Below are 21521 nucleotides of genomic sequence, written 5' to 3'. Positions count from 1 at the left end.
TCTTTACTGGATAAAGCTTAAATTTTTTATTTTGGGGGATATATCGATTGTTAGCTTGACGGCTATGTGGCGCTCCCCCTTATTAACAATTTAATCTTTTATTCTAGAAATTTAAATTATATCAGGATGTTATTATGAATAACCTTTTCCTCTAAAATACTCTACACGCTTATCTACTCGTCGTTTCTTTTTCTATTCCGTAGTCATAAGCAATGCACCCATTACAAACAAACAATTACTCACAATAATCCAAAACATAGATAAATGTTCCGTTGTTAATAAACTAGGAAAAATTGCAACACACATGAAAAAAATCCGATGAAAGAACACTGCTATACAAACAAATAATGTAGTTAATAAAATCAAGAAAAAAGAAATAGATAGTTCCATATTAAAAAAACGCCACTGATATTCTTCATAAAAGTAAGCTATAACTTGTATTCCACATCCTAAAAATCCTAGTATATGACCAAAAACATGAAATTTATATCTATCTTGTTGCCTTCCCAGCTTCACAGCTAAACTTATAAGAGTACCCGTTACAACTCCAATCAATATAAATACTGTTATGTACCATAATGGTCTACCGATAGAAATGTCAACACCATAAAAGCCATAGAGCATAAGGGTTATATATACTCCTATCATTATAGTAGACAAAAAAACATCATATTTTTTATATAAAAATTTCTTTTGTAAAATCAACGAACTCATTAACATACAAGTACATGCTATTAAAGCAATATAAATAAAAACTCTCAAATCTCTCCCTCCTACATAGTGAATTTTACCATAACATTAACCTAAGTCCTATATTCATGGGACCCCTAATAGAGATAATAGTAAGATTTATACCGTAAACAGTGAAATGGCTTCCTCTAACAAGAATTATGTGAACACAAAAGTCCCCTAGTTAAAGAATCTGGAGGACTTTTAATAGTCTTCTAAATACATTGAATCCCGATAATGAGACGTTATGTTAACCAAGCATGAATAGGGTATTCATGCTTTTCCTATGTTAAATTTATATAAAAAGGGGGCATTCATTCATGGAAAAGTTACAAATCTTGTTTAATAGTTCAATCCAATTGATAACAGAATTGCATCCTGGATATGAAAATCACGCCAGTAATGTATTGTTAATTAAGACGGAAACCGAGGAAGTCATTGTACGTTCCTCACAAATGATTCAAGAACCTCATAATGACTTCTGGTGGGGGTGTAAACAGCTATTTGGGATTGATCCTCGAAATGTATTTCATTTAGAAATCATTAATAACTCCTTAGCGGAACTAAGTTCATTTCCTGTGCCAAGGGTTCTACGAAAAATGACTATAGATAATAAGGAATACGTGGTAGTAGAAAAGTTAAATGGGCATACAATACATACTTTTTTGAATCAACCATCTTCCATATTAGAAAGCTTTGGGAAAGGATTAGCACTCATTCATCAAAAAAGCTTTAATTACATAGGTAATCCATTAGGGACTCATCAAACATCTATTTACGATTTTCACAGTACGCTTATAAACATAATGCAACAGCTAACTGAGAGATTTTATAAAAATAACCCAAAAATATTAGAGATTCTTCCTGAAATACAATTGTTATTAAAAAGGATTCCTACTCCAACAGAAAGTAATTTTATTTTAGTCGATATAGATCCCACACAATTTTTAAACAATGGAACTGAAATTACCGGATTAGTAGATACAGAAGCTTATGCAGTAGCACCTAGAGAGTTAGATTTTATTGCCTTAGAATATGTATTGGATAAGAAGAGTGCTGAAGACTTTATTAGAGGATATATATCTGTACGTGATATTCCTGATTTAACTTATGTTAGAAAACCATATAGATATTTATATCGTTTGCTATCAGTTCAAGGTTCTGTTGATATTGAAGAATGGCTAAACCATCCGACATATTTTTAAAAACAACTTCCGGTAACGATAATTATGTAAAAAAGCTAGCATGGATCTAGCTTTTTCTTTTTTGTTCATAGATTTAAACTTCTTTATTTATAGTGTTTTGAATGTATACTTTCGTTAGTGATTTTGGAGAAAATGAGTGATTTGCTATAAAGTAAATAAAATCAAGGAAATGAAAGTAAACTAATATACAAAAGTTTACTTTCGATAAAATAAAAAAGAGCCTTATTAATTTAGGGCTTTTTTTCGTTTTAGGGTAATTTTGAATTTTTAAGTTGATGGGCATGTTATAGTACCCCCAGAACGAAATTTTGTGTTAACTTGTAACAAAAAGCTCATTTTTCGTTTTGGGGTAATTCTGAATTCTTAAGTTGATGGGGATATATGGTGACCCCTATAAGGGGATAACTCTTCTTGATGTTTGTCAGTCTTGGGAGTGGTGTAGTGAACAGTTACAATAAAACAGTACAGCAAGTGAGTTTGATGAAGTAAGATATATCACAATTTTTATTCTTTACACGTTTGAACAGATTGTTGGCTGAAAAATGATTTGAATCTTTTGCACATGAATCTCCAAAATGACAAATACCTGTAACATAAAAATGCTATAACGGTTTTTAAATAGTAGTTTTTTATGATAAATACAGAGGTGACATATGAAAGGTAGTTTAGAATACACCCAGAAAAATGGATTAATAGTAAAGCTAATCCATTCTTTGAAACAATCAAAAAGAGGGATGTCACGATGGAAGTTTAAGCGAGCATGTGTCATTTTCCTTATAATCTTCATTTTCCCCATCGCCATTTATTTATATGCGTTTCAGTTTGAACCGAAATCATTGTCCATTACATGGACTGATATCGAAAGTCCTAATATTCCCAAGGGATTTCAAGGTGTAAAGATTGTACAGTTTTCAGACACACATTTCGGACCTAATTTTTCTCATGAGCAGCAGAAAAAGCTAGTCGATCAAATAAATGAACTGAAACCCGATATTGTAGTATTTACAGGTGATTTAATTGATAAGTTTGAAGAGTATGGTTCCGAAAGAAAAGATACACAAACGATTTTGTCTCAAATTCGCGCTCCTCTTGGAAAATATGCGGTATTCGGCAATCATGACCGCGGGGGAGGCGGAGGGTATTTGTACAAACAGTATATGGAGAAAGCGGGTTTTACTGTTTTGGTCAATGAAACGACAAGAATCAAGGCAAACAATGGTGATTATATTACGATTTCTGGTCTTGATGACTTTTTACTTGGCAAACCCAAAGTGCAACCTACCCTTCAGCATCTACAAGAAAAAGATTTTAACATACTGCTAGTGCATGAACCGGATACGGTAGATGAGGTTCTTGCATATCCAGTTGATCTTCAACTATCTGGTCACAGTCATGGAGGACAAGTTCGACTTCCATTTATTGGTCCTATCGTCACTACTAAATTAGCAGATCAATATGTAGAAGGATTGTATTCATTACAAGGGAAAACGAAACCGTTACAACTGTATGTAAATCGTGGTATTGGAACAACAAGAATGCCCTTGCGCTTTTTGAGTAAACCAGAACTCTCTGTCTTTTCGTTAAGAAATTCATAACGTTAAGTTAAAATGAAAGATTTGTTAGATATGATGAAGTAAATCTTGCTATATTTAAAATTTGGTTGTACCTAGGAAGATCCTGCTGACAAAAATGAATTACCCTATAATAATAAAAATAAGTCTTATTATTATAAAAGACACCAAATTTTCGTTTTGAAGGTGACATAAGATCTTAACTTGCGTGCGACAGGGTTCCTATTAACAATGACACAGAATATGTATTCTACTTCACTTTTTGATTATAATCGATAGAAAGAGAAATCAATATCGGAGAGTTCACGATGAAAAAAAGTGATAGAGAACGCTATGGATTTTAAAATTATCTTTTGGAAAAAGGTAAAAAGAAAACGACTTATATGACTCATTTAGAAAAATGGAGGGTGTGTAGCAACGGAGAAATCTTATATAAGAAGTATTAGCTGGTATAAGAGGTAATAAGAAATGTACTTTTTGGTTCATCACCGTAGCATGGGGTTGATTTTTTTAAAATGACTCATTTTTCATACACGGAACGGAAAGCGTCCACTCGGAGTGGAATGTACATCTATCTATATGTCACCCCTGTCTTTTGGTGATGAACCTACGAAAATCATTTTTTGGAATTCTTAACAAAATCATAAGGATAAATTATTGACGGAGGAAATATGAACGTACTGATTGTAGACGATGAAAAGGATATGCTGCGGATTTTAAAAGCTTATTTTGAGCGAGAAGGTTATCATGTGTTTCTCGCTGAAGATGGAGAGCAGGCCCTCAATATATTTTACGGAACGAAAATTGATTTAGTGATTTTGGATTGGATGATGCCCTATGTTAACGGGCTTAATGTGTGTAAAGAAGTGAAGAAGCACAGCGATGCAAAGGTATTGATGCTGACAGCGAAAAGCGAGCATGAAGACGAGTTGATGGCACTAAACACAGGTGTGGATGATTATGTGAAAAAGCCGTTTCATCCAGGTATTTTGCTAACGAGGGCGAAAAAACTGCTGAAAGAGGATAAGGTCATATATATACACAATATTAAAGTTGATATACAGGCGAAGAAAGTTTATAAAGATGATGAAGATTTAGAAGTGACGAAGAAAGAGTTTGAGCTTATGAGCTGTTTTTTGCGGAATCAAGGCAGTATTCTGTCACGCAAGGATTTACTGGATCTTGTATGGGGGATTGATTATTTCGGTGAAGAACGAACGGTAGATACCCATGTGAGACGATTGAGAGAAAAAATAGGTGCAGATTTAATTAAGACACATAGGGGGATGGGATATAGCATGGAGAAAGGACATGAATAGACTTGGGAGAAAATTTGCCGTTACCATTTCTGTTTGTATTATTTGTATTTTTGCGTTCTCTATGTTGATTACCAACTATTTTCTGCCCCGCTATTATGTACACAGAGTGAAACAGGATTTGAATGCTATTTCAAAAGAAATTACATCAATGGGATACAACGATTTTATAAATTCCGTAGCAGACCTGGAGAAAAAGCATAACTTGACGATTGTATATGAGCCCATCAGCAATGATGAGGCAAGTTTCAATTGGTCGCTGCGTGCACAGCTAGCAAAAAAGGGGCTGACATTGAATAAGTTTTGGGTTACGAAGGAAACATTGCAGGACGTGAAAAACGGAACCCTTGTAAATAAGCTATACGACCAAGGGAAGCTGAAGTCGAGTTTTTTGACAAGCTATACGGTGAAGGATGGCGTGTTTATAATGGTAGGTGAATCTATCGTACATTTTAATGAAACAGCCTATATCATTAATACGTTTAACCTGTATGTCCTCATTTTTGCTATTTTTGTTCTCGTTGTATTGGTATGGATATGGTCGCGGAAAATTACAAGCCCTTTACAGGAGCTAACGGATATTTCTAAAAATATCGCTATGCTGGATTTCAAAAAAACTGATATACGGACAAATGATGAAATCGAAGATCTAGCCAATAGTATTAACGTGATGAGTGATACGCTGAAAGCTGCGCATGAGGATTTAAATAGAAGAAACAAAAACTTAAAACTGTTCATGTCAGATATTACGCATGAGCTAAAAACACCCCTATCTTTGATTAAAGCATATTCCTTAGGCATTCAGGATGGCCTGGATGACGGCACTTATGTTCATACAATATTGAAGCAAACTGATAATATATCTACGTTAATAGACGAATTGCTCGAATTTTCAAGGATAGAGCGGGAAGAATTGCACAAGGAGACATTTGATTTGCTAGCTTTGTTTCAACATTGTTTGGCGAAGCATGAAATTGAAATACAGCTCAAAGAAATTCATCTTTCGATCCAACAGGAAGATAAGCCATTATGGATCATAGCAGACCGCGGCAAGATTGAGAAGGTGCTAAACAATCTGCTTAGTAATGCCATCAAGTACACACAAAATAAGAGAATTGATATACGATTTGAAGAAAAGGAGGATAGAATTCTTTTCATAGTGGAGAACGGTACGAATATGAAGGGGATAGAAGTTAGGGATATTTGGGAACCTTTTTATGTGACTGAATCTTCACGAAGCAAAGATAGATCTGGCACCGGTCTAGGATTAACGATTGTCCAGTCTATTCTGAACCGCCATCAATTTGATTACGGTGTGTCCCTATATGAAGACATCATTCAATTTTATATTCGTTTTCCGAAGAGTGTCTCTTCCGATACAAAAAGCAGCTAGCCATATGTGAATGGATGAAGTGACCCCTAAAAGTTAGACACGGTTATTTCATTAGGCAGCTTGATAAAGGTGAGTCCGGTATTGCACCGGGCTCATTTTTAATTTTGCCTTTATCCGTTTCGTATTATAGTAATCTATATATTTTTCTAATTCTATTTTAAAATGCTCTACACTTTCAAACTCTTTTATGTAGAGGAATTCCGACTTCATGATCCCAAAGAAATTCTCCATTACTGCGTTGTCGTAACAGTTTCCTTTTCGAGACATACTCTGCACAATACCTCTTGATTCAAGTGTACGGACATATTGTTTCATTTGATAATGCCACCCTTGATCTGAATGCATCAGTAGCTGGTGATTTTCAGGTAAACGTTCTAATGCTTTCTCTAACATTTCTGAAACAAGTGAATACGTCGGTCTAGAGCCAATTGTATATGTAATAATTTCACTGTTATACAAGTCTAATACAGGTGATAAATAAAGTTTCTCTCCAAACAATTTAAACTCTGTGATGTCTGTTACCCATTTTTGATTCGGGGCATTTGCATTAAAATTGCGCTCTAAAATATTTGGTGCAATTTTACCGAATTTCCCCTTATAAGACTTATATTTTTTCATACGCACAACACACTTTAATCCAAGCTCTTTCATAATGCGCTGAACCTTCTTGTGATTCACTTTCTGACCACGATTCGTTAACTCATCACGAATGCGACGGTAGCCATAAAGCCCTTCATTTTCCTCATAAATCGCTTTAATCTCAGCTTTCAAATCGGTATCTAGATCCGGACGATTCATTTTCTTCACTAAATCATAATACGTGCTTCGTGGAATATCAGCTAGCTCCACGAGTGCCTTCACCGAATATTTATGCCTTAATTCATAGACTACTTGCGCTTTGTCCTGTTTAGTGACTTTTCCTTGTTTTGAACTAAGGCATTCAACTTTTTTAAGTACTCATTTTCCATTTCAAGCTGTTTAATACGTGCTTCAAGTGCTTCAGCTGATCCTTCAACTGGTGCTTGTCTTGATTGTTTATTTGACACTTTTTTCATGGATGGACGCCCCTTTTTCTTTGATTGAAGGGCATCAATTCCTTGTGTTTCGAGTTGTTTTTTCCAAACAATAATCGTTGAAGGGGCAGGAATGTTAAAGATAGCTGCCGTTTCAATTAAGGACGTACCGTTTTCAATCATAAAATTTAGTACGTCTAGTTTAAATTGTTGTGTGTAATTTGTATACCGTTTTAGGAAAGCTTCCACACCATTCTGCTTATATTGGTTTACCCAATTCAAAATTACTGTGTCTCTTATGCCGATCGCTTTACCAATTTCTCGATAACTTTCATTTCCGTTCAAATAACGTAGAACGATGTGTATTTTTTCATCAGCCGTAAATTTAGCCATAGAAAAACTGCACCTCCAATTGTTAGATTATGTATCTAACAATTGGGGTGCAGTTCAGGATAGCTGCTTTTTTTGTTATTTCACCGAGTTTGTAATATTGGTGTCACAATGTGGACTTATAGTAAGTGGCAGAAGGAGGTTTACAAGGTGAAAAAAACCATTTTTTATGCGATTATTTCTATTTCATTGCTTATTACGCCACTTACTGTGTATTGTGCAAAGGATAAAAATAAGGAGGTAAATGAGAAACATCCCTTTCAATACAGCAATTTTTCATTTGATGTTACACCAGAAACGGGTGAAATTGTTGTGGAGAAAGATGGCGTTAAGGAGAGTGCTTCTCTTCCTTTTTCAAAGAAAAAGGTTGAGGATGTAAAAAGGAAAGACCGTGTTGTATCATGGAGCTATCCGGACGATAAGATGGAGATTAAGGTAGAAAAAAAGAAATATTATTTGGATATTACGCTGAAATCGGATGGGGCAAAGCAATTCGAATGGCCAAAAGTAAGTGCAAATCGTTATACTTTACCCCTATGGGAAGGAAAGCGTATACCAGCCGATGACCCATATTGGAAAGAATTCTTGAAGGATGAAGAGTTTTCATTTATTGAAAGTTTTTCTATGAGATTCTTTGCATTAGATAAGTCTAAATATTCGATTGTATATATTGCGGACAATATGTTTAACGATACTATCCATTTCAATACGGATGATAATATACAATTTAGCTTTACTCATGAGTTCCCGACAATTAATCCAAATAAGGAGTATGGATTCAGATTATATGTGACGGATTCTGACCCTACTCAAATCGCGCAGGTATATAAAAACTATATAAAGGAGAAAGGAGAGTTCAAAACGCTTACGGAGAAAGCGAAGGGAAATCCGAACATCAAAAAGCTGTACGGTGCTCCGCATATGTACTTGTGGAATCAGGATGCAATTACAGTAGAGAATATTCGTTGGAATCAATTGAAGAGTCAGCTGGACGAACCGTTTATCGCTTGGATGGAACAATTGCTGAAGCAAACAGAAGACGGCTCTACAGAGTTTGAAGCAGCTATTAGTGAATTGAATAAACAAGACTATATTGATAAAAATCAAAAAAATGTAATTATTCGTGCGTTTGATAAAGTACTGAAACTAGATCAGTTCTATAATAATGTAATATTCCCGAATACGGACCGCGAATTGAAAAAATTGCTGGAGAAAGGAATTTCTCATTTAAGTGAACAGGAACTGTATACGCTTAATAAACGACTACTAAAAAGTAAGCTTAAGGATACAGCAGACGATATCGAAAAGTGGGGAAAACAGGATTCGACTGATTTGATAGAGGACATGCGTCAGTCGGGAATTAAGCATGCTTGGATCGGATTGCCAAACTGGTCAAACGGTTTAATGAATCCGGGCATGGTGAAAGAAGCAAATGATTTAGGATATCTTATTGGTCCTTATGATTCTTATCACTCCATTCAGGAGAATGCAAGCAAAGATTGGAACACTGCTTCTTTTGTAGATAAAAGTTTATACGAAAACGCGACCATTACAAATAAGAATGGGGAAAAAATAAAAGGTTTCTTAGGAAAAGGAAGAAAACTGAATCCGACTCTATCGTTACCTAGTGTAAAGCAACGTACAGATAGTATTTTACAGAACGGTATTCCATTTAATTCTTGGTTTGTAGATTGTGACGCAACCGGTGAAGTGTATGACGATTATTCTCCAGACCATATTACAACGCAAGCACAGGATTTGAAGGCAAGATTGCAAAGAATGGACTATATTGGAAAAGAAAAGCATATGGTAGTCGGTTCAGAAGGTGGTAATGATTTTGCAAGTGATGTTATTGCTTTCGCGCACGGCATTGAAACACCTGTGATCAAATGGGATGACGAGGACATGAGAAAGAATAAAACGAGTCCATACTATGTAGGAGGCTATTGGTCGTCAAATGGTGCAACACCTGAACGTTACAGCAAGACTGTGCCAATCAAACCGTTGTACCAACACATTTATCTAGATCCAGTATATTCTATCCCTCTTTATAAGCTTGTATACAATGATTCGGTGATTACAACGCATCATTGGGAATGGGGAAGTTTGAAAATTAAAGATGAAATTGGAAACAGAATGCTGTCCGAGATATTATACAATGTTCCACCGTTATACCATATCGACAAGGATATGTGGAATGCCAATAAGGATATGATTGTTTCCTACGTAAACATTTGGTCTGATTTTCATCAAAAAGCAGTGACAAAGCCAATGACAAACTTTAAGATTCTTTCTGAAGATCGTTCGGTTCAATGTACGGAGTTCGGAGAGGATATGAAAGTCATTGTGAATTTTTCAAACAAACCGTTTAAATATGAGAACGAAGAAATAAAAGGAAAAACAGCTGTTATATATGATGGGCATTCGAAAAAAGTATGGGATGCATCGAAATACTAGAATCATATTGTTCTTGTAAGGAGAAAAGAAGGAGAGACCCTTGAAAAAAATTGTGCCTGTTTTGGTCTTGTTTATTGCGGGCATAGTGACTTTTCACACAATTTATATAGAATACCTGCATAAACAGGAAGTGCAGAAAGTAAAAGAAATCATCACTTATGTAGCTAAGCAGTATGATGTACCAGCGTGGATCCCGCTTTCCATTGCTCAGCACGAGAGTCAATTTAAGTCGAATATTGTAGGAGACGGCGGTACATCGTTTGGGGTTCTGTTGCAAAGTTTTCTACATGGAGCTACACTCTAGAAAACAGGATCTAGGAGAATCAGGCATGAGGTATTTTAAAGGAAAACAATTCAAGAAAGAGATTATTTTAGTAGCTGTCGACTACTACTACTGTCGTTTTTCTTTAAGTTATCGCGATGTCTCTGAAATCCTGAAAGAACGTGGCATTTCAGTTCACCCAACAACCATCATGCGATGTTTTGAACAAAGTCACGATGTTTCTAAAAAAGATACGATGTTATTTGGAGTTAGTATAGTCATATGGACACAACTTAGTTAAGTCCTTACAATGGATTTCAAGGAGGAAGTGTCCGTATGACAAACAAGAAATTTAATGAAGAGTTTAAAAAAATGGTGGTTGAACTATATCGTTCGGGACAACCTGTAAAAGCATTAAGTAGCGAGTATAGTGTATCAGAAGTAACCGTTTATAAGTGGATTAAATCATATTCTCCTATCACATCAATTGAGTAAGACGAAATGACTCTAGAAGATCTAAAACGAATGAAAAAAGAAATGCTTCGTCTAAAAGAAGAGAATGAAATTAAAAAAAAGGCTATGGCCATATTCGCGAGAAAATAAATGATACAGAACTACACCAATTTATCGATTTTCAGAAAGAAACGTATTCTATTCATATGATGTGCCAAATTCTTGGAATCGCAAGAAGTTCTTACTATCAATCCCAGCATAAAACAGAGTCGAAGCTTAGTCGTGAAAATAAAGAACTAACCGAAAAAATTATACACATTCATCAAGATAGCGGAAAGCGTTACGGTGCGCCCAAGATTCATCAAATACTGTTGGATCAAGGATTATCAGTAAGTATAAAACGTGTACAACGGCTCATGAAAAAAGAAAATATCTGTTCCATTATCTTAAAAAAATATAAACCACATTCATCAAGATCAACTGTAGAGGAACAACCAAATCTATTAGAACAAGATTTCTCTACAACGACAATTAATGAAAAGTGGGTAGCGGATATTACTTATATTTACACGCAAAAAGATGGCTGGTGTTACCTAGCATCTGTGATGGATTTGTATTCTAAGAAAATTATTGGGTATTCATTTTCACGAAATATGACACCGAATCTTGTGGTAAAAGCGTTAGAAAACGCTTACCATACACAGAAACCATCAGAAGGTCTCATTCTACATACTGACTTAGGGACACAATATACAAGTCAAGAATTCCAAACGATACTCGCGAATTATAAAATCAAACCTTCTTTCAGCAAAAAAGGATGTCCATATGATAATGCTTATATAGAGTCGTTTCATGCCAATTTAAAGAAAGAAGAAGTATATCGTACAAAATATGTGACATTTAAACAAGCAAACCTAGCGCTAGTTCAATACATTGAGGGATGGTATAACCGCAAAAGAATTCATAGTAGTATTGGTTAGAAAACGCCCCAAGCAATAGAAGATCTAGCTAAAGAAGTAGCATAGACTTAACTTTGTTGTGTCCAAAATATTGACTCAAATCCAATATAACAAAATAGGAACCTATTATATTTCCTAATAGGTTCCTTCTTTAAATGCAAAAACTTCAAATGCATCGGGTTATGCTTCGAATCATTTCCGTTTCCATAAAAATCTTATAAAGTTGAATTTCTTGTTATATTTTAGCTTGATGCTGATGAGATACCATCATCCAATTTTGTTATGATTCAATTTAGGATGAATATCTACTGTCGTTTGATAGGCAATGCATAATAGTTAAAAGCTAAATCCAGCAAGGCACTTGCTTCTTGACGCAGTAACAAATCCTTCGGACGGAAGATAAAGGATCCGTCAGCATTGATGGAAGTATCAGGGTCTAGAATTCCTTGGGAGGCAAGTGCTTGAATAGATTGGACTGCCCAGTCATCCGCCGCATCAAGCAATTTAACTTTATTAGCTTGATCAGGTTGAATCTGCTTTAAGTTTTGAATCATGGTTGCTGCGATCTGTCGGGTAATCGGAGCTGTACGGTCAAATCCAGGAATACCTATTATAAATTTTTCTTGAGCCTCTTTGGATTCATCTGGAAAATTACTCCACCCATGTGCACGTAACAAGGAATCAGCAAATTCTCCTTGTGTCATAGTACCCATCGGATCGAATAAGTTACCTTTTTTAGCATCCATGATGTTTAAAGCATAAAGATTATCGATATGGCTTCTATAGTTACTCATTTGCGGGACATCCGCTAAGGACGGTTTGTTGTTAATTTTTTGTGCATCAGCCATAAAATCTAGGCTTTTAGGAGAGCTGTAGTGAAAATATGTGATTTCTCCAGCTGCATTTTTTTTGAAAGCAACTTTGTTGCCTTCCGAATCTTCAAATAACAACGGATGAATCATTTTGAGGACTTGTTTTCCGGATAATCCCCCTTCCATGACCAAATTCCCATCTTCATAGGTAAAGTGGGTGCGAATTGCAGCGAAACGCGTGTTTTGGAATAAGCCCAGGTATTTATGAGCTTCCTTTTCCTCTAATGGGAGATAACTTGTTTTTGCCGCATTCTTCTTAGCAGGGAAATAGTGATCCATGAGAGCTTCATATATGTCTATACTCATCGTTGAATCATTATTGTAAGACATGAAGAATGCTGTTTTTTGTTCAGGCACTAAAATCATCAGTGATTGATGTCCAGGCATACTTCCCCCTTTTATTACAACGTGTTGACCGTTAGCAAATTTATTGAAAGGCGTTTCAAATCCAATTGTCGCAACAGGAATCGTCTTATCATCAAAAACTTGATAGGCATGCATCATATCCATGCTTTTTTTACTTACAATTTCTTTGTCTTTAAATTTTCCTTTCTGTAGTTGCATAATCATGTATTTTGACATGTCTTCCGCAGTAGATAAAATGCCCCCTTGTGGTGCATCCATTAGACCGTGCCCACTTGTTGGGATTGGATCGCCGGTGGGACCATAAGGTGTAGCCATTCTTTCAAGAAGATCAGACGTAAAGCTCATACTTGTAGATTTCATATCTAATGGTTTAAAAATATTCTTTTCCATATATTTTGAGAAAGGGGTGTTAGTAACATTCTCTACTGCTAACCCTGCGAGCGCAAATGAGACGTTGTCATACGTATAAACTTCCCCTGGTGGCCGTACCACCGTTGGCATATGTTTAGAGAAAAATTCCTTCATTGGTATACTATTATGAACGTATTCAGGTCCAGTTATCGTTGGGAGATCGGGAAAATCTACCCCGCTGGTATAAGTGAGCATATCAAACAAGGTAAGAGGTTTTCCTGTTTGATTAGGTATTTTTAATCCACCAAGATATTTTTGTACGTCTTGATCTAGTTTAAGCTTTCCTTTATCGACTTGCTGCATCACAGCCAAGGCAGTAAAAGTTTTCGAGACTGAAGCGATTTGAAAGACCGTGTCCTTAGTGACGGGGATTTTCTTTTCTTTATCAGCATATCCATACCCTTTATTGATAACGACCTTTCCATCATGAACGACGACAAAACTAGAACCGTTCACATTGTACTTCTTCATTTTTTCTTCAAATAACGGATCAGCAAAAGATTCTATTTCTTTTCTATTATTGGGTGCTTTCGTCATTTGGATATCAGTGGTGAATACCGATGGCTTTGATTTTTCAGCTTCTAATGATTGTTGGGAACACGCAGAAATCATGGTTGAAGAAGAAAGAAGAATTGCAACAATCCCCAGTTTGTTAATTGCTTGTTTCATTTTTGTACGCTCCTTTATTTAATTGGAATTTTTTTGTTAGCTCAACGAGTTAGCAACTCGCTAGCGTATGAACAGAGCGTAGCAAGCGGCGAGTCATAGTAGATAGTGAACTTTTGTCATATTTATAAAGGACAACGAAAAATGAGTGAGCTACGGCTGTATTAATAGTTATGTCATACAAACCATGACATTTTGACACTACCGTATGTGACAGAAAAATACTTAGAATCAAAAAGTAGCTTTTAACGTATTAGCAATGAATGAGGAGGAGAGATTTTAATGACGAAAGCATCAGCTCAAAAAACTTTGCAAGATTTCTATTTCTTGTTATTTACCTTTGCATCCGGATTCTTTTACTTTTGTTTCTATCTGGTCAGCATTACATTTGCATTAGTAATGACAGTTATCTTCGTAGGCATTCCCATATTGGCTTGGGTGCTGCAAACCACTCACACGTTTGTTCAGTATGAACGCATTCAGACGAAGGTTTATACGGACATATCGATAGAGCTATTCCAACCAAGGAAAAAAGAGGTAGGAGATAAATGGATTAAAGCGAGAGATACAATTCTTAATAGTAGCAATTGGAGGGCCATTTTTTGGCTTATGCAGAAATTTTTTGTCGGAATAATTAGTCTTATATGTGCCGTTTTACTGTATGTGACGCCGCTAGTATTTATCGTTACACCCTTACTTTTTCGATATTTTAATATATACTTATTGGGAATTGCTATGAATTCATGGACGAAGGCTATTTTTGTCATGATCGTTGGAGGCATTTTCATCTGGATACGTATATGTATTGGGAACTGCTTAGTTCGAATAATTGGAATGTACACACGTACTATGTTTAAAGCTATAAAGGGGTGATAATTTGTTTAAGACTTTGAAAATATGGTTCTGGTATGATTGGGGATTACTTTGTATACGTTTTATCATTTGGCTATCATTGATATCAACGACTATCCAACAACAAGACCATTTGACTGTACCACTTTGGATCATCATTCTTTGGGAAGTCGCTTCATTTTCAGTACCTTGGATTTGTTTAATGTTCAGTTATCGCTATTATTTGTTTACTGAAATAATATTATTTGGCGGAGTTTGTTTCTATTTAACTTTATTATTTCCGTCAGCGTATCTTGCTTTTTTAATGCCAACTTTCATGATTGCGACAAATAGTGTTCATAAATCTTACCGCTGGTCGGGTTCTATCACAATTATTTTGTTTCCGTTGCTCATTGCGATATTTTCCAAAGTAACAGATTTATGGGTAATCATCCTACAAATTGGTTTAGCCTTTGTTATGGGTTCTTTCTTTCGTGTACTGGTTATTAATTACCGTCAAAGTGAAACTATTCGGAACCAGAAACATGTATTGGAACAATACGTATCCCAAGTTGAGCGAATTACTTTACTGGAGGAACGTGATAGGCTCTCAAAAGACTTACACGATACAATGGGGCATTCCTATACCTCAATTATTATGGGTATGGAAACATTACGTACGGAATTAAAGACTAAAGAAGGAGAGCAACAGCTCGATTCATTATTACAATTGGCCCGTAACAGTATGGAAGAAGTAAGACTGTATTTGCATCAAATGGATTTATCACAAGAGTCGCTTCCCTTAGCTATCACATTACAACAATTGACAGAGGAATTTAAGAAACATGCAAAAGTAAATGTACGTACTCGAATAATAGGGGAAGAGCATATGGTCTCCAAACAATCAAAAATGACACTATATCGGAGCTTGCAGGAATCACTAACAAATGCTGTTCGCCATGGGCATTCCACAGAAATCACTGTGTCACTTCACTTTGAACCACAACAGATAAGATTGGATGTACAGGATAATGGATGCGGGGCGGAAGAGTGGAAGGATGGTTTTGGATTAACTGCAATGAAAGAGCGAGTGAGTCAGTCGCAAGGAAGAGTCATTGTTTATTCCAAAAAAGGGGAAGGGACGTTAATTTCATGTGTATTACCGAAACAAGTACAATTGTCTAATGAACAAATCCGCTTGTGTATTGTCGATGATCATTCTTTTATTCGAGAAAGTCTTCATACAATTTTGGATGGTCAGGAGGATTTACAAGTAGTGGGAATGGCTGAAGATGGAGACCGGGCTGTGGAACTGTGTGAAAGATTGAAACCAGATGTAGTATTGATGGATTTAGAGATGCCCAATCTGAATGGAATTAATGCGACAAAAATGATTAAGGAAAAATGGCCGGACATTCGTGTACTCATTCTGTCAACATTTCAGGATACAGAAAAGGTAAAGGAAATCATACGAAATGGTGCGGATGGATATTTGTTGAAATCCATAGATTCGCGTGAACTAGCTGAATCAATTCGCCTGATCTATCGGGGAGGTACGCTGATTAATCATGACTTGTTCCATAGAATGTGGGAAGAAAATAAAGAAACAGGACCTTTTGGATCAAAATCAGATGGAAAAGAGTATGGCTTAACGAAACGCGAACTAGAGATTTTGAAACTATTATCACAAGGCAGCCGTTATAAAACAATAGCTTCGACACTTTACTTGTCAAACGGAACAGTAAGAAATTACGCTTCCAATCTCTATGAGAAGCTAGGAGTCAAAAATCGAGAAGAAGCCGTGCAAAAAGCAAAAGAAACAGGATTACTTTTGTAAGAGGGAATGTAGTCAACTGCTAGGATACGTGAACAATTCTATATTTAAGAGCTACATTTTAAAAAGTGTAATTTGAATGTCTCTATTTGGGATTATTTCGCTTATTAATGAAGGAAATATGGGGAACTATCATTATTTCAATTTGATGCGAAGAAAAGATAGTTGGCATACGAATAAAGTTACAAATATTAGCTTCTAGAATTTTTTACGTAAACATCTGTTCAATGGGATAATGTTTTCTGTCTAACTGATTATCTACGTACAAAGCACCGTTATAACAAAAAACAGATACTATTTCCTGAAGCTCTCTATAAAGAGATTAGTGTGATGGGGCTTTATTTAAAATATATCGTTTTGAGTTGAAGTAAAATGTGTAATCCAATTCTAAAATTCAAATCATATTGGAATGATGCAAAGATAATCCAAAACTGAAGTATCCAAGTAGGTCTGCGCACTCAGCCTGAAGATGATTATCCCATTGTTGGATGTCATAATCCGATATGGGGTCGAATTGGATTCAATATGAGAAAGATAACAGGTTAATATATTCCTAATCATTTAAAGGGAAGGGGATGTGATTGAGATGAATAATACATATAATGAAAAGATACATACATCGATTAAACAATTATTTAAAAAGTTTTCACCACAAGCTCCTGGCTTTGCATATATTGCTAGTTTCGATAGCGGAGTAACTTATAAAGGTGCATTTGGCTTAGCTTCTATAGAGAAAAATCTACCCATAACTACAAAAATTATTTTTAATATTGCTTCAGTTTCAAAACAATTTACAGCGTTTTCTATATTACTCTTAGAACAAGAGGAGAAATTGAGTTTAGATGATTCAATTGTAAAGTTTGTCCCTTCTATAGGAGCATATGCTGAACCTGTAACATTGAGACACCTAATTCATCACACTGGTGGACTAGTTGATTATATGGAATTGGCTGAAGTAGCAAATATTAAATATACTGATACATTAACTGTGGAAGAATCGCTAGAACACCTTAAAAGTCATCAAATTGCAAGGTTCCCAGTTGGAACAAAATTTGAGTATAGCAATACAGGATATTTTTTATTATCACAAGTGATAGAGAAGGTAAGTGGCAAGTCTCTACGTCAGTTTACAAAGGATCGTATTTTTGACCCTTTAAATATGAGGGCCACAACAATTGTGGATTACTACCCAACTACTATATCAATTGCCAGTGGATATTCGAAGAATGAGCAAGGAACATATAAAATCTATGAAAGCCCTTGGGAACATACAGGGGATGGAGCAGTTCATACAACAGTTGAAGACCTGGTAAAATGGGGAGAGAATTTAACTACAGGTACCGTTGGTGGAAAAGACCTTGTTAAAAGAATGAGCGAAATGGGTCCGGAAATTTCTCCAACTGGAGAGGGGATTATTGACAATGAAGATTATGCTTTTGGACTGAAGGTTGCAGAAGGTTTTAACTGTCGATACTTGGAACATTCCGGAGGGTGGGCAGGTTATAGTTCACACTTCATGCGGTTTCCAAAAGAATATTTGTCTGTTGCGGTACTAAGTAACTATGATGAATTTGACTCTAAAAAATATGCTAATGAAATAGCAGAAATTGTTTTAGAAAAGTAAAAAATAGAGCGTAGAATACAGTATTTGGATTTGGTTTACCCCACGTTGTTTTATATTGTTTTAAAAGTATTTACCTTACACTTTCTCAAAATCCAATCAAACAAACGGAAATAACCTTAGAATCAGAGTTGTATTTTTAATTTTCAGAATAATAATTGCGATTGTTGCGGTAATATTACAAATCGAGTATCCCTGCATTCTCATTAAATCAAAATGAGAATGCAGGGATATAATAAATACAAAATTTTTGTTTTGAAGGTAATTGCTTTTCTTAGCTTGATGGGCATGGGGTACCGCCAGCATTTCGGAAAAACCCACGCTAACAGTATTATTCTAAAAAAACTGTTACTTAAGGGCATTCTTTTTGTATAAAAAAGTAGTGTAAGTCAATAATCAGCCTATACTATTAATTTGAATATGTTTAAATCATATGGAACCTCAGCCCACAAAGCGAAGTAACTGACGTAAATAATTTCTTCGAATCAACAAAAAGTAAGTAATTTGTACAAATATAAACCCTGTGAATACGAAAATAGAATTTTGAGCAACTGATAAATCTACGTGTTTATGCTGCGCTATATATTGTAGTGCCATAAATGCTACACCACTATGAACTACTGCTACTACAATTGGTACAAAAAATAACACACTAATTTGTTGTGTTACAACCTTCTTCAATTCTTTTTCCGTTAACCCCACTTTAGAAAGCATTTGATACTGTCTTCTATCTCGATCTAGATCTGTGAATAAACGGAAGTACAAAAAGCTAATGGCAAAAACAAAAAATACAATGCCTATTAATACACTAATAATAGATAATAACCCATTTACTTGTTTTCCTTCCAACCATTTTAACATTAGTGATTCAAATATATACGGAGGGTTTACTTGTGTATTATCATAAGGCATTATACTCATAAGTTTATTTGCAACTGCTTCGGTTTTCGTCCAATTTTGAATTAAAAAACCGTATTGAGTATACTGATTACGTTTATTTTCTTGTAATGGCGTTGTATTTTTTATTTGTTCATAAACTGAATCAGAAACAACAGCAATAAATCCAAACGAAGGACTCAGTATATGATCCATTAATACTTTTTTTCCAGAAACATGAAGATTTACATCCCCTTCTTGCAAGGTAAGTGATGCAACTTCTTTTTTTAATTCCTCTGATGATTGACTTCTTAATCTACTTTTGGACGGAAGAATGAGGCTATCCTTCTCCGTTTGCAAGGTTTCTGTAGGATATCCTAATATTTTTGCTGACTCATTATAATCCGTAAGTTTCATAATATCTACCGTATTTTCTGTTGTGAAAATAGTAGGAGAAATCAATTTGTATGAAAATCCAGCGTCATTCAATTGTTTTTTGATTTGAGAAATATGTGATGTTTCCTCTACGTTTCCTTTATATGATGTATAACTAAATGCATAAGGGCTCTGAGATTCTGCTAAAGCACTACTTCCGATGGAAAGACAAACTCCAATAGACGTAAAAGCGACAGCAGAAAGAATACTAACTAAAAATAGCGTTTTCGCATTATCCGTCATTCGATAAGCCAATTCTGAAATAGTTAACAGATTCGTTTTTTTAAAGAAAGTATGTTCACGCTCTTTTACATATTTGATGAGATAAAAGCTAAGTTGAGTAAATAAAAAATATGTTCCTAACACACTAAAGAAGACGCAAATGAGCATAACATACACAAAACTGTTCCCTCTCCACAATGAAGCATACAAATAAAATGCTTCAGCATATCCAATCGCGATAAAAAGAATAGAGAGTAACGCTAACCACTTAGATGACTTGGGCTCTTGTTTTGGTTTTTCTTCTGATTTCATTAATTCTATTAACTGAGATACCTTCATCATTCTTGCGGTAAAAATAGAAACGAGTACAAATAAGATTAGGAACGAAATACATGTCACTACAATTGCCTTTGTTGGTAGATAAAATAACAAACGACCTTTTAATGCTAAAAGATTTGCACTTGCTAATAAGATTAATTTCCCAAAAATAAGTCCAATTCCAATACCAACAATAATAGAACAACATCCAATTAACATATTTTCGATAAAGATTAATCTCTTTAACTGAGAATTCGTCATACCAAGAAGAATTAAAACTCCAAATTCACGTTTTCTTGTTTTTAAAAACGCATTAACAGAATACAAAATAAAGAAAAAAGAGAAAAACATAATTAAATATTGAGCAATCTTAAATCCTTGCGTCCCTAAAGCTGTCATCGTTGCACTTGTTGATGCAATTTTTCCACTAAAGTAAGGATGAAAAGCAAGTAATTCAAAAGTAAAAAATATCATAACTGCAAATGTGCTACTCAAAAAATGGCCGAGATATAACCGTTTATTACGGATCACATTATTACTAGCGAATTGACGAAAATTCATTGTGATTTCCCCCTAATAATGACAATACATCTATAATTTTTTGATAAAAAGTTGGACGATTCTCGCCATAATAAATTTCATTATAAAATTTTCCATCTTTAATAAAGACAATTCGATCACAATAACTAGCAGCTATTGGATCATGTGTTACTAGCATCATTGTTACTTGTTGTTCCTTATTTAATTTCTTTAATAACTCCATCACATCACTAGCAGCTTTTGAATCTAAATTTCCTGTCGGTTCATCCGCAAGAACTAATTGAGGAGAATGAATAAGTGCACGCGCAATGGCTGTCCGTTGAGCTTGTCCTCCGGAAATTTCATAGGGGCGTTTATGTAAAATCTTTTCAATCCCCAATTGTCTAGAAATAGATTCTACTCGTTTATTCATCTCTTCCAAATTCACATTATCTAACGTAAGTGGCAGAACAATATTTTCTTTCACTGTTAATGTATTCAACAGGTTAAATGACTGAAAAATAAATCCTAATTCACGGCGTCGAAATAACGCCAAATCATTAGTGGCCAAATGATAAGGGTTCTTTCCATTAATCAATACTTCCCCTGATGTTGGAGCGTCAATGGTAGAAACCATATTAAGTAAAGTAGTTTTTCCACTTCCTGATGGTCCCATAATCCCTACAAACTCACCCTTATTGATTGTTAAATTAATATTTGAAAGTGCTTCATACAATACTTTCCCAGTATACGTTTTATTTAATTCACGAACCTTTAATGTTTCCATACAATAAGTCCCCTT

14 protein-coding genes and 2 pseudogenes are annotated in these 21521 nt (G+C 35.1%); 11 read left to right on the top strand and 5 right to left on the bottom strand.

Annotation, left to right across the window (positions count from 1 at the left end):
- Positions 1 to 192 precede the first annotated feature (192 nt).
- The gene (locus QRY57_RS16875; protein ID WP_286015650.1) at positions 193 to 762 is read right to left on the bottom strand and encodes a hypothetical protein; all 570 of its coding nucleotides are present in this window, start codon (positions 760 to 762) and stop codon (positions 193 to 195) included.
- A gap of 287 nt (positions 763 to 1049) precedes the next feature.
- Here QRY57_RS16875 and QRY57_RS16870 point away from each other — a divergent pair, with 287 nt between their 5' ends.
- The 4 genes from QRY57_RS16870 (at position 1050) to QRY57_RS16855 (ending at position 6214) form a co-directional block, all read left to right on the top strand.
- Positions 1050 to 1934, top strand: a complete 885-nt coding sequence (locus QRY57_RS16870) for a protein kinase family protein (RefSeq protein WP_286015649.1) — start codon at positions 1050 to 1052, stop codon at positions 1932 to 1934.
- Between the two features lie 653 nt (positions 1935 to 2587).
- Positions 2588 to 3529 (top strand): metallophosphoesterase, encoded by a 942-nt coding sequence (locus QRY57_RS16865; RefSeq protein ID WP_432804052.1) that lies wholly within the window; start codon positions 2588 to 2590, stop codon positions 3527 to 3529.
- A gap of 647 nt (positions 3530 to 4176) precedes the next feature.
- Positions 4177 to 4824, top strand: coding sequence for a response regulator transcription factor (locus QRY57_RS16860; RefSeq protein ID WP_286015648.1), 648 nt, complete (start codon positions 4177 to 4179; stop codon positions 4822 to 4824).
- Complete coding sequence (locus QRY57_RS16855) at positions 4817 to 6214, top strand: sensor histidine kinase (RefSeq protein WP_286015647.1); 1398 nt, start codon at positions 4817 to 4819, stop codon at positions 6212 to 6214. Before QRY57_RS16860 ends, QRY57_RS16855 begins: the two co-directional genes overlap by 8 nt.
- A 51-nt stretch (positions 6215 to 6265) precedes the next feature.
- On the opposite strand, the gene QRY57_RS16850 is transcribed toward QRY57_RS16855, so the two are convergent.
- Positions 6266 to 7620, bottom strand: a protein-coding gene (locus QRY57_RS16850) for an IS3 family transposase (RefSeq protein ID WP_286015646.1) whose coding sequence is annotated in 2 segments (ribosomal slippage) — positions 6266 to 7167 and positions 7167 to 7620 — 1356 coding nt in all. Because the reading frame shifts where the segments join, the coding sequence is not laid out codon by codon here.
- A 108-nt stretch (positions 7621 to 7728) separates the two neighbouring features.
- On the opposite strand from QRY57_RS16850, the gene QRY57_RS16845 reads away from it, so the two are divergent.
- The 4 genes and pseudogenes from QRY57_RS16845 to QRY57_RS16830 all read left to right on the top strand — a co-directional run bounded on the left by QRY57_RS16845 (position 7729) and on the right by QRY57_RS16830 (position 11769).
- Positions 7729 to 10074 (top strand): glycoside hydrolase, encoded by a 2346-nt coding sequence (locus QRY57_RS16845; protein WP_432804093.1) that lies wholly within the window; start codon positions 7729 to 7731, stop codon positions 10072 to 10074.
- 40 nt (positions 10075 to 10114) lie between these two features.
- Entirely contained in the window at positions 10115 to 10378 is a 264-nt protein-coding gene (locus QRY57_RS16840; RefSeq protein ID WP_286015644.1) for a hypothetical protein, read from the top strand.
- Positions 10379 to 10403: 25 nt separating this feature from the next.
- Positions 10404 to 10553: pseudogene (locus QRY57_RS16835) on the top strand (IS6 family transposase); the annotation flags it as partial.
- 119 nt (positions 10554 to 10672) lie between these two features.
- A pseudogene (locus QRY57_RS16830) lies at positions 10673 to 11769 on the top strand (IS3 family transposase).
- A gap of 284 nt (positions 11770 to 12053) precedes the next feature.
- Here QRY57_RS16830 and QRY57_RS16825 read toward each other — a convergent pair.
- A complete protein-coding gene (locus tag QRY57_RS16825; protein WP_286015643.1) occupies positions 12054 to 14066 on the bottom strand; it encodes a serine hydrolase domain-containing protein in 2013 nt (670 codons plus the stop codon).
- 279 nt (positions 14067 to 14345) lie between these two features.
- Here QRY57_RS16825 and QRY57_RS16820 point away from each other — a divergent pair, with 279 nt between their 5' ends.
- The 3 genes from QRY57_RS16820 (at position 14346) to QRY57_RS16810 (ending at position 18352) form a co-directional block, all read left to right on the top strand.
- Positions 14346 to 14936 carry a sensor domain-containing protein gene (locus QRY57_RS16820; RefSeq protein WP_286015642.1) on the top strand — a complete coding sequence of 197 codons (591 nt, stop codon included), beginning with the start codon at positions 14346 to 14348 and terminating at the stop codon, positions 14934 to 14936.
- 4 nt (positions 14937 to 14940) lie between these two features.
- On the top strand, positions 14941 to 16731 hold the full coding sequence (locus QRY57_RS16815) for a helix-turn-helix transcriptional regulator (RefSeq protein ID WP_286015641.1): 1791 nt from the start codon (positions 14941 to 14943) through the stop codon (positions 16729 to 16731).
- Positions 16732 to 17314: 583 nt separating this feature from the next.
- Positions 17315 to 18352 carry a serine hydrolase domain-containing protein gene (locus QRY57_RS16810; protein ID WP_286015640.1) on the top strand — a complete coding sequence of 346 codons (1038 nt, stop codon included), beginning with the start codon at positions 17315 to 17317 and terminating at the stop codon, positions 18350 to 18352.
- A gap of 438 nt (positions 18353 to 18790) precedes the next feature.
- Here the strand turns inward: QRY57_RS16810 and QRY57_RS16805 are convergent, their stop codons facing one another.
- Both QRY57_RS16805 and QRY57_RS16800 read right to left on the bottom strand, forming a co-directional pair.
- Positions 18791 to 20761 (bottom strand): FtsX-like permease family protein, encoded by a 1971-nt coding sequence (locus QRY57_RS16805; RefSeq protein ID WP_286015639.1) that lies wholly within the window; start codon positions 20759 to 20761, stop codon positions 18791 to 18793.
- Complete coding sequence (locus QRY57_RS16800; protein WP_286015638.1) at positions 20739 to 21506, bottom strand: ABC transporter ATP-binding protein; 768 nt, start codon at positions 21504 to 21506, stop codon at positions 20739 to 20741. The genes QRY57_RS16805 and QRY57_RS16800 overlap by 23 nt, the downstream gene beginning before the upstream one ends.
- Positions 21507 to 21521 lie beyond the last annotated feature (15 nt).

The organism is Bacillus arachidis (genome assembly GCF_030285945.1).
Classification (GTDB): Bacteria; Bacillota; Bacilli; order Bacillales; family Bacillaceae_G; genus Bacillus_A; species Bacillus_A arachidis.
Note: the sequence above shows the minus strand (reverse complement) of the source record. Positions and strands in the feature narration are given on the sequence as shown.